General features: G+C 71.5%; 9 protein-coding genes. 4 read left to right on the top strand and 5 right to left on the bottom strand.

Annotated features, from left to right (window positions below; translation table 11 throughout):
- The coding region (locus tag GBZ26_RS23130; protein ID WP_174440863.1) for an ATP-binding protein at positions 1 to 1133 on the bottom strand (1133 nt) is incomplete at its 3' end.
- 219 nt (positions 1134 to 1352) lie between these two features.
- Between GBZ26_RS23130 and GBZ26_RS23135 the strand changes: the two genes are divergently transcribed.
- Complete coding sequence (locus GBZ26_RS23135; protein WP_174440870.1) at positions 1353 to 2252, top strand: ROK family protein; 900 nt, start codon at positions 1353 to 1355, stop codon at positions 2250 to 2252.
- A gap of 72 nt (positions 2253 to 2324) precedes the next feature.
- Positions 2325 to 2654: a hypothetical protein gene (locus tag GBZ26_RS23140; protein ID WP_174440864.1), complete on the top strand. Its 330-nt coding sequence runs from the start codon at positions 2325 to 2327 to the stop codon at positions 2652 to 2654.
- Positions 2655 to 2874: 220 nt separating this feature from the next.
- Here GBZ26_RS23140 and nagA read toward each other — a convergent pair whose 3' ends face one another.
- The gene (nagA, locus tag GBZ26_RS23145) at positions 2875 to 4083 is read right to left on the bottom strand and encodes an N-acetylglucosamine-6-phosphate deacetylase (RefSeq protein ID WP_211104915.1); all 1209 of its coding nucleotides are present in this window, start codon (positions 4081 to 4083) and stop codon (positions 2875 to 2877) included.
- A gap of 510 nt (positions 4084 to 4593) precedes the next feature.
- On the opposite strand from nagA, the gene otsB reads away from it, so the two are divergent.
- Together otsB and GBZ26_RS23155 are read left to right on the top strand one after the other, a co-directional pair.
- Positions 4594 to 5418 carry a trehalose-phosphatase gene (gene otsB, locus GBZ26_RS23150; protein ID WP_174440865.1) on the top strand — a complete coding sequence of 275 codons (825 nt, stop codon included), beginning with the start codon at positions 4594 to 4596 and terminating at the stop codon, positions 5416 to 5418.
- 77 nt (positions 5419 to 5495) lie between these two features.
- Positions 5496 to 5741 (top strand): hypothetical protein, encoded by a 246-nt coding sequence (locus tag GBZ26_RS23155; RefSeq protein ID WP_174440866.1) that lies wholly within the window; start codon positions 5496 to 5498, stop codon positions 5739 to 5741.
- Between the two features lie 7 nt (positions 5742 to 5748).
- Here the strand turns inward: GBZ26_RS23155 and GBZ26_RS23160 are convergent, their stop codons facing one another.
- From GBZ26_RS23160 to GBZ26_RS23170, 3 genes are read right to left on the bottom strand one after another with little or no spacing between them, the layout of a single operon-like run.
- Positions 5749 to 6465 carry an ABC transporter ATP-binding protein gene (locus GBZ26_RS23160; RefSeq protein ID WP_174440867.1) on the bottom strand — a complete coding sequence of 239 codons (717 nt, stop codon included), beginning with the start codon at positions 6463 to 6465 and terminating at the stop codon, positions 5749 to 5751.
- Positions 6462 to 7208: an ABC transporter ATP-binding protein gene (locus GBZ26_RS23165; protein WP_174440868.1), complete on the bottom strand. Its 747-nt coding sequence runs from the start codon at positions 7206 to 7208 to the stop codon at positions 6462 to 6464. The genes GBZ26_RS23160 and GBZ26_RS23165 overlap by 4 nt, the downstream gene beginning before the upstream one ends.
- On the bottom strand, positions 7205 to 9046 hold the full coding sequence (locus GBZ26_RS23170; protein ID WP_174440869.1) for an ABC transporter permease: 1842 nt from the start codon (positions 9044 to 9046) through the stop codon (positions 7205 to 7207). The genes GBZ26_RS23165 and GBZ26_RS23170 overlap by 4 nt, the downstream gene beginning before the upstream one ends.
- Positions 9047 to 9135 lie beyond the last annotated feature (89 nt).

Below are 9135 nucleotides of genomic sequence, written 5' to 3' on the forward strand. Positions count from 1 at the left end.
CGCGTGGTGCGGCCGGCGGGCGGCGGGGCTTCGCCCCTGATGGGCGCCGGGCCCGCCACAGGCACTCCCGCCTCCGCGGGGAGGGAGGCGAGATAGGGGTTCTGCGGCCGGGCGAGCGCCAGCGTGTCGGGGCCGCGGCTGCCCAGGCTGGGCTCATCGGCGAAAGGATTGTGCACCCGCTCCGCCACGAAGCTGCGGAGGTCCTGCCAGCCCTGCCGGGCGTAATCGAGCGCCCGTTCGGGTGTGGCGCCGGGCACGGTCAGGGCCACGCCCGCCCCGGCGGCGCCGAGCAGGATCAGGGTGGTGATCGCCGCGCCGGCCAGCGCGGCGCGGCGGCGCGGGCGCTTGACGGGCAGATCGGCGACCGGGGCACCGGCTTCCGGGATCGTCCAGCCGTCCGGAGCGTCCCAGTCGTTGGCCGGCCAGTCGTTGGCATCGCGCTCCGCGGTCCGGCGCGGCGGCGGTGGAGCGGCGCGCGGCGGGGCGAGCGCCGGCCCGGCGGAAGGGCCAGCGGAGGGGATGGCGGCGGCGGGCGCGACGGACGGGCCGGCGCCGGGCGTCATGCGGTAGATCACGCCAAGCTCGCGCACCGCTTCGGCCAGCCCGGGGCGGGCCAGGGTCCGCTCCATCTCTGGCGTGCCGCAGAGAAGGACCTGGAGGAAACGCCCGCTCGGCGTTTCGGAGCGGGTGAGGTCGATCAGGTCGGCCAGCGCCGGAGCGGCCAGGACGCCGGCGTTCTCCACCGCCAGCAGCCCGGTGCCGGCGAGGTCGAGCCGCTCCTCCAGCTCCTCGATCAGCGTGTCGAAATCGCGGTCGTCGCTGTCGGAGGGCAGGGCGGCGTCACCGGCGGCGGACACCAGATCCTCCACCTGCGCCCCGGCGCTGGCGGCGACCGGAAGCACCAGGGCTCCGTCGGAGCCGACCTGCTCGACGAGCTGGTGGAAGACCGCGGCCCGTCCGGATCCGGCCTCGCCGACCAGCACCAGCAGCCGTTTGCGCGCCAGCAGAGCCAGGAGAAGGCCGTCGAAGACCTCCGTCTGGTCGGGGCGCAGGCCGGCGGCCTGGGGTTGGGGCTTCGCCTTCGCCGCAGAGCGATTCGAGGATGGCGTGGCTTTCGGAGCGGAACGGTCCATGGGGGCGCGCGCAATCCAATTGATGGGACGTGACACTCCTGACTCTAGTGGTCCGCCGCCGTCCTGCGACGGTGCAAAGGGACGGGACCGCCACCTCTTATGGAGGAGGTGCGCGTCGGGATGGCTGATTCGGGCGGAGCGCTGCGCTATAGGGGGAACTGCTTTTCCACCCCCTTCACTGTCCACCCGCTCTGGGAGTCCGTCATGGGCATGGGTCCGATGCGAATCGGCGTCGATCTGGGCGGCACGAAGATCGCCGCCATCCTCCTGGCTCCCGACGGGGCGGAGCGGGCGCGGCACCGCGCCGACACGCCGCGCGGCTATACGGAGACGCTGGAGGCGCTGGCCGGTGCCGTGGCGGCGCTGGAGGAGCGGGCGGGCTGCCGGGACGCCACGGTCGGCCTGTGCCTGCCCGGCATCGTCGACGCTGCCGCGGGAACCGTGCGCGCGGTCAACCTGCCCTGGCTGGACGGGCGGCCCTTCGCCGCCGATCTGGCGCAGGCGCTGGACCGCCCGGTGCGGATCGCCAACGACGCCAACGCCTTCGTCCTGTCGGAGGCGGTGGACGGCGCGGCGGCCGGGGCGCCGCTGGTCTTCGGGATCATCCTGGGCACCGGGGTCGGTGGCGGGATCGTCGCGGAGCGGCGCATCCTGGCCGGCGCCAACGCCTTGGCCGGTGAGTGGGGGCACAACCCGCTGCCTTGGCGGACGGCGGAGGATGGCCCGCCGTTGCCCTGCGGCTGCGGGCGGAAAGGCTGCATCGAGACGCTGCTGTGCGGAGCCGGTCTGGCCCGCCTGCACAATCGGCGCACGGGAGAGTCGCTGGCCCCGCCGGAGATCGCTGCCCGCGCTGCGGCCGGCGACGCGGCGGCACGGGCGACGCTGGACCGCCATGCCGAAGCGCTGGCCCGCGCGCTGGCCGGCGTCATCAATCTGCTCGACCCCGACGTGGTGGTGGTCGGCGGCGGTCTGTCGGAGTTGCCGGGGCTGTACGAGGCCGTGCCGGCCCTATGGGGGCGCTGGGCGCTGAGTCCGGCTCCCCGCACCCGCTTCCTTCAGGCGCGCCATGGCGCCGAAAGCGGTATGCGCGGCGCGGCGTGGCTTTGGCCCAAGGAGTGATCCCTTCGGCCGATGTTTCGAAATTGGCGCGGCTTTTGCTCTATGCCCTCCGACACGGAAGGGAGAGGGCCCATGTTCGGCTTCATAACGGGGTTTCAGAAGGGACGGCGCGGGTCTTCGCTGCAAACTGCAAATCAAAATGCCTATCGCAATATGCAGAAGGCGCCTTTGTCGCATCGTGCAAACGGCGTAACGGCCAAACGTCAGTTGGAGGAAGCCTGCGTCCTTCTTCAGGACGCCGCCGACGATCTGGAATCGGTCCTGTCGGGAATGCCCGTGCCCGCGGGCCGGGCCGACCTGAACGAGGCGATCGGAACGATCATGGAGACGTTGAGGCTGGTCGCCTCCGCCCATGCGCGGCTGGAACATCCGCAGATCCATGGCGGCGCGCTGGCCGACTGACTGGTCAGAAACGCGAAAGGGCGGCTCCGCCGGGGAGCCGCCCTTTCGCTTGTCCGGATGCCCGGACGCCGATCACTCGGAAACGGTCTGCCAGAAGAAGAACACGACGGCCAGAACCATCAGGGCGATGTCCATGGGTAAATCTCCTCGATGCTGCGTATGAGGGTCGAAATTCTGCGGCCTCTATACGACAGATTTGCGCGCGCGTGCAGGGGGTGTTTCACGGAACGGCCATTTTGCCGCTGATCCAAGTCGCCCGCACCCGCAGCCGCTCGTCGAGATGCACGAGGTCGGCGGCCAGTCCGGGCCGGATGCGGCCGCGCCGTCCCGCCATCCCCATGAAATCGGCCGGGTAGGCGGAGGCCATGCGCAGCGCCTCGTCCAGCGGGATGCCGACCCGCTCCACGGCGTTGCGCACCGCCGTCGCCATGTCCAGGGCGGAGCCGGCCAGGGTGCCGTCGGCGGTGACGCAGCGCCCGTCCTCCACCCGGATGTCCTCGCCGTAAAGTTGGAAGCCGCCGGGTTGGAAGCCGCCGGGTTGGGAGGCGCCGAGTTGGGTGACGCCGACGGGGGGCATCGCGTCGGTCACCAGGAACAGGCGGCCGGGTGCCTTGGCCTTCCAGGCCAGGCGAACGGATGCGTCATGGACATGGTGGCCATCGACGATGATCCCGCACCAGACCGCATCGTCCTCCAGCGCGGCCCCGACCATGCCGGGCTCGCGGGAGCCGAGCGGGCTCATGGCGTTGAACAGGTGGGTCACCCCGGTGATGCCCGCGGCGAAGCCGGCCTTCGCCTGCGCCCAGGTGGCGGTGCTGTGGCCAGCGGCGATGCGCAGCCCGGCGGCGGCGAGCCGGCGGATGGGCTCCGGCGGAACCGCTTCCGGCGCCAGCGTGACCAGGGCCGGCAGGCCGGAGAGGCCGCCGAGCAGGGCGAGATCGTCCGCGTCGGGAGGCGCGATGAAACGCGCGTCATGGACGCCGCGGCGTTCCGGCGCGATGTGCGGACCTTCCAGATGGATGCCGAGCACACCGGGCATCCCCTCCGCCACGGCGGCGCGCACCGCGGCCACGGCGGCGGCGCGCTTTTCAGCCGAATCGGTGATGAGGGTGGGCAGCAGGCCGGTGGTGCCGAAGCGGCGGTGCGCCTCGGCGATGCGGCGCAGCGTCGGCAGGTCGGGCGTGTCGTTGAACAGCGCGCCGCCGCCGCCGTTCACCTGAAGGTCGATGAAGCCGGGGGCGAGGATGCCGCCGCCGAGATCGATCACCTCGGCCTCCCGCGGGATCGCTTCGGGCGCGACGATGGCTGCGAGGGCCGGGCCGTCGATCAGCAGGGCGGCACCCGCCAGCACCGAATCCCCGGTGTGGAGCGTCGCGTTGATGAGCGCCTTCAGCGGCCGGTCGGCAGCGGGGCTGTGTTCATGGCTCAATTCGGCACCCGATGGGCTGCGGCGGGGAATCGGCGGTGGGCCAACAGGAAAACCCGGCGGGGCCTGTGGCGCAAGAGGGCGTCGTGGGGGATAAAGCCCTTCAATTTGTGCGGATTATGCCGCTGGATTTGTTGGGGTATGGTGTTTGTTAGGGATTGCCAGAAGGGACAGGTTTCTGGCAGAAAAAAGGCCGCTGACGAACAGCGGCCTGAGTTTAGGGAGGAAACGCCCAAGAAGGGCGAAGCAGCAATCTCTTGCTGCGCTGCAAAATTAACAAAGATCTCAGGTGGGTGCAAACCCCGAAGCAATGGCCCCCCTGTGGGGCCGTTGCTTTTTCCAGGGTCGCTGTGACCGGAGTGTCACAATAGTGTCGGGTGCGATAACGTGGCTGGTTGACGCATCAGGACCCGGCATCAGGACCTTGTGGCGCGCTTTCCCGTTGTCCCGATGGTGCGCCGGCGCGACAGCGCCCACCGACGATGCGCCCTGGACGACAAAGGAGAGCCGCCCGTGACCGATCAGCCGCCCCCCGCTTCCACCGAAGGCAAGCCGTCGGCGCTCGTCCGGTTCGACGCCTTCGCGGCGATGCTGGGCGACCGGCGGCCCGCCGTCTTCCTTGACTATGACGGGACCCTGACGCCCATCGTGGAGCGCCCCGACCTTGCGGTCCTCGACGACTCCGTGCGCGCGGTGATCCGTCGGCTTGCCGGGCTGTGCCCGGTGGCGGTGGTCAGCGGGCGCGACCTGGAGGATGTGGCCCGCCATGTCGGGATCGACGACCTGATCTATGCCGGCAGCCACGGCTTCGACATCCGCGGCCCCGGCCTGCGCACCCAGATCGGCGATGAGTATCTGGGCGACCTCGACGCGGCCGAAGCGGACCTGCTGCGGCGCCTGCACGGCGTCGAGGGCGCGCTGGTCGAGCGCAAGCGCTTCGCCATCGCCATCCACACCCGCAGGGTGGTCCCGGACCGCAAGGCGTCGGTCGGCGACGGGGTGCGGGAGGTTGCTGCGGCCTTTCCGGAACTGCGCGTCACCGGGGGCAAGGAGATCCACGAGTTGCGGCCCAACGTCCCCTGGGACAAGGGCAAGGCGGTCCTGTCGCTGCTCGACACCCTGGGGCTGGCGGGCCCGGAGACCCTGCCGCTCTACCTCGGCGACGACGAGACGGACGAGGACGCCTTCCGCGCCCTGGCGGCGCGTGGAGAGGGGCGGGGAGTCGGCGTCCGCGTCATGGACCCGCCGGCCCCCAGCGCCGCCGGATGGAGCCTGAAGGACCCGGCGGAGGCCGGCGCCTTTCTCGACCGGCTGGCCGTCCGGCTGGCGGACGGCTGAACCGACCCGCCGTCCCCATCGCATTTCCGCCGAAAAAGGGGTAGGGTGGGTCGCAGGCCAATCGAGGGGTTTCCACCATGGACATCAGCGCGCTCGGCGCACCGCGGATGCCGTCCCTGCCCGATGCCCAGGCCTCCGCCCTGGCTGGGCTTCAGGGTGCGCAGTCCCGCGCCGACGAGGCGGGGGCGCAACTCGCCGCGGGCAATCTCGACCCGGCGGTGGTGGTTAGCCTGTCCTCGGCACAGACCGACTTCGCCGCAAACGTCAAGGTGATGCAGGCCGCGCAGGACAACACCAAGCGCGTCCTGGACATGCTGGCGTGATCGGTTCTCACACCGCCAGATAGGCCCGCCGCACCGTCTCATCCTCCATAAGCGTCCGCATCGGGCCTTCGAAGCGGATCTGCCCCTTCTCGATGACGCTCGCGCGGTCGGCGACCGCAGCGGCGAAGGCGAGATTCTGTTCCGACACGAGGATCGACAGCCCCTCGGCCTTCAGGGCGCGCAGGGCGTCGGCCATCTGCTGCACGATGCGCGGGGCCAGCCCCTCCGACGGTTCGTCGAGCAGCAGAAGCGACGGGTTGCCCATCAGCGTGCGGGCGAGCGTCAGCATCTGCTGCTCGCCGCCGCTCATCCGCCCGCCGCGGCGGCCCCGCATCTCGGCGAGGTTGGGGAAAAGGGCGTACAGCCGCTCCGGCGTCCAATGGGGGGCGCCGTCGCGGGGCGGCTGGCGACCGACCTCCAGGTTCTCCTCCACCGTCAGGTCGGTGAAGACGCGCCGGTCCTCCGGCACATAGCCGAGGCCGAGCCGCGCGATGCGGTGCGGCGGCAGGGCGGAGACGTCGCGCCCATCGAAGGCCACCGTGCCCGAACGCCGGTCGAGCAGCCCCATGACCGCCTTCATCGTCGTGGTCTTGCCAGCGCCGTTGCGGCCCATCAGGGCGACCACCTCGCCCCGGCCCACCGTCAGATCGACGCCGGTCAGGATGTGGGCGCGCCCGTACCAGGCCTGAAGCCCGCGGGTGCTCAGAAGGGGCTCTGCGGTCATGCCGCGCCTCCCAGATAGACGGCCTGCACGCGCGGGTCGGCGCGCACGGCGTCGGGCGTGCCCTCGGCGATCAACTGGCCGCGGTCGAGCACGATGATGCGGGTGGCGTGGCCGAACACCACGTCCATGTCATGCTCCGTGAACAGGACGGCGAGGCCGCGCTCGCGGACGAGGGAGGAGGTCAGCGCCATCAGCTCCTGCCGCTCGCCGGGGGCCATGCCGGCGGTCGGTTCGTCCATCAGCAGGATTTTCGGGTCGCCGGCCAGCGCCATGGCGAGTTCGACGCGCTTCAGGTCGCCATAGGCCAGCACCCCGCAGGGCCGCTCCGCCTGGGCGCCCATGCCGACGCGTTCCAGCAGGGCCATTGCCTCGTCGCGGAACCCGGCGGCGGCCGGGGTCCACAGCCCGAACAGGCGCCGGTGGACGGACAGCAGGACCATCTGCACATTCTCGCGCACCGTCATCGAGGCGAAGGTGGCGGTGATCTGGAAGGTGCGGCCGACGCCCATCCGCCAGATGCGGCGCGGCGGCAGGCCGACGATGTCCACCCCGTCCAGCCGCACCGTCCCGGCGTCGGGCCGGAGCTGGCCGTTGAGCAGGTTGAAGCAGGTCGTCTTGCCGGCGCCGTTCGGCCCGATCAGCGCCAGGACCTCCCCGGCGTCCAGCGCGAAGGACACGCCGCGCACCGCCTGCACGCCGCCGAAGGCGCGCTGGAGGTTTTCGACGGCGAGGCGGCGGCTCATGCGTCCCTCCCGCGGGTCCACAGGTCGCGGACGAAGCCGGCGACGCCCTTGGGGAAGGCGAGGACCAGCACCAGGATGATGGCGCCCAGGACCAGCCGCCACCAGTCCGTCCGGCTCATCGCCTCGGTCTCCAGCAGGTGGAACAAGGCAGCGCCCACCACCGGGCCGCTCAACGTCTGGATGCCGCCCATCAGCACCATGACCAGCGCGTCCACCGACACCGGCACGGCCATCAGGGTGGGGAAGACGCTGCCCTTGGAAAAGGCGTAGAGCCCGCCGGCCAGACCGGCGGCGGAGCCGGCCAGGGCGAAGCTCAGCCACTGGTGGCGGCGCACGTCGATGCCCACCGATTCGGCGCGCAGCGCGGAATCGCGCCCGGCGCGCAGCGTGTAGCCGAAGGGCGCGAAGGCGGCGCGGCGCAGCAGCAGCAGCGCGCCGCCGGACAGCGCCAGCGTCAGCCAGTAATAGGCCACCTTGCCCGCCGCCCAGTCCGGTGGCCAGACGCCGAGGATGCCGTTGTCGCCCCCCGTGACTCCGTACCATTGGAAGGTCACCGACCAGACGATCTGCGCGAAGGCCAGGGTGAGCATGGCGAAGTAGAGGCCGGAGCGCCGCACGCAGAACCAGCCCGCGGCCAGCGCCCCCAGCCCGGCAACCAGCGGAGCGGCGGCCAGCGCCAGTGGCATCGGCGCGGCGAAATGCTTGACCAGCAGGGCCGCGCCGTAAGCGCCCAGCCCGAAATAGGCGGCGTGCCCGAAAGAGACGAGGCCACCCAGCCCGATCAGCAGATGCAGGCTGGCCGCCAGCAGCGCCAGGATCACCACCTCGGTCAGCACGATCAGCGCGTAGTCGCCGGCGACCAGCGGCACCGCCGCCAGCAGGGCGAGCAGCAGGGCGGGCGCCCAGCGCGCCACGCCGGTCGCGGCGATCAGCGGCGGGCCGGGGCTGGCGGCGGTGGGCGGCGCGTCCTCGGCGCGGCCGAGCAGGCCGTAGGGGCGGATGACCAGCACCACCGCCATGAACAGGAAGACCAGCACCAGCGTGATCTGCGGGAAGACCAGGATGCCGAAGGCCTGCAACTGCCCGATCAGCAGCGAGGCGACGAAGGCGCCGGTCAGGCTGCCCATGCCGCCGACCACGACGACGACGAAGGCCTCGACCACGATGGCCATGTCCATGTGCAGGTTCACCGCCTCGCGCGGGACCTGGAGCGCGCCGCCGAGACCGGCCAGCGCCGACCCCAGGAACAGCACCCCGGTGAACAGCCGCGCCGGATCGACGCCGAGCGCCGAGGCCATGTCGCGGTCCTGAGTCGCCGCGCGCACCAGCGTGCCCCAGCGCGTGCGGTTGAACAGCAGCCAGAGCAGGCCCAGCACCAGCGGCCCCAGCCCGATCAGCACGAGGTCGTAGAGAGGGAAGGGCTGGTCCAGGATGTCCACGGAGCCGCGCAGCCCCGGCGCCCGCCGGCCGAGCAGATCCTCCGACCCCCAGATCCAGGAGGCGGCGTCCTGCACGACCAGCACCACGCCGAAGGTGGCGAGCAGCTGGAACAGCTCCGGCGAGCGGTAGAGGCGGCGCAGCAGCCCGACCTCCATCAGCGCGCCGAGCAGCCCGACCGCCAGCGAGGCGGCGGCCACCGCGCCCCAGAAGCCCAGCGGCGTGCTGCCCCAGCGCTCCACCAGCGTCCAGCCGAGATAGGCGCCCAGCATGTAGAAGGAGCCGTGCGCGAAGTTCACGATCCGCGTCACGCCGAACACGATGGTCAGCCCGGACGACACCAGGAACAGCGTCGCCGCCGTGGCGAGGCCGCTGAGGAATTGCACGAGGTAGAAGGACATCGGCTCTTTCGGCAGGGTCGGCGGGGGAGCGAGGTCTTGCCCCCTCCCTAACCCTCCCCCGCTTCGCAGGGGAGGGGACTAAATCTCAC

Source organism: Azospirillum formosense, assembly GCF_013340925.1.
GTDB classification, from domain to species: Bacteria; Pseudomonadota; Alphaproteobacteria; order Azospirillales; family Azospirillaceae; genus Azospirillum; species Azospirillum formosense.

What these genes read in the sequence shown, in the direction of transcription:
- GBZ26_RS23135 (WP_174440870.1), top strand. Translation starts at nt 1,353, where the DNA reads ATGCGAATCGGCGTCGATCTGGGCGGCACGAAGATCGCCGCCATCCTC.
- GBZ26_RS23140 (WP_174440864.1), top strand. Translation starts at nt 2,325, where the DNA reads ATGTTCGGCTTCATAACGGGGTTTCAGAAGGGACGGCGCGGGTCTTCG.
- GBZ26_RS23155 (WP_174440866.1), top strand. Translation starts at nt 5,496, where the DNA reads ATGGACATCAGCGCGCTCGGCGCACCGCGGATGCCGTCCCTGCCCGAT.
- GBZ26_RS23160 (WP_174440867.1), bottom strand. Translation starts at nt 6,465, where the DNA reads ATGACCGCAGAGCCCCTTCTGAGCACCCGCGGGCTTCAGGCCTGGTAC.
- GBZ26_RS23165 (WP_174440868.1), bottom strand. Translation starts at nt 7,208, where the DNA reads ATGAGCCGCCGCCTCGCCGTCGAAAACCTCCAGCGCGCCTTCGGCGGC.
- GBZ26_RS23170 (WP_174440869.1), bottom strand. Translation starts at nt 9,046, where the DNA reads ATGTCCTTCTACCTCGTGCAATTCCTCAGCGGCCTCGCCACGGCGGCG.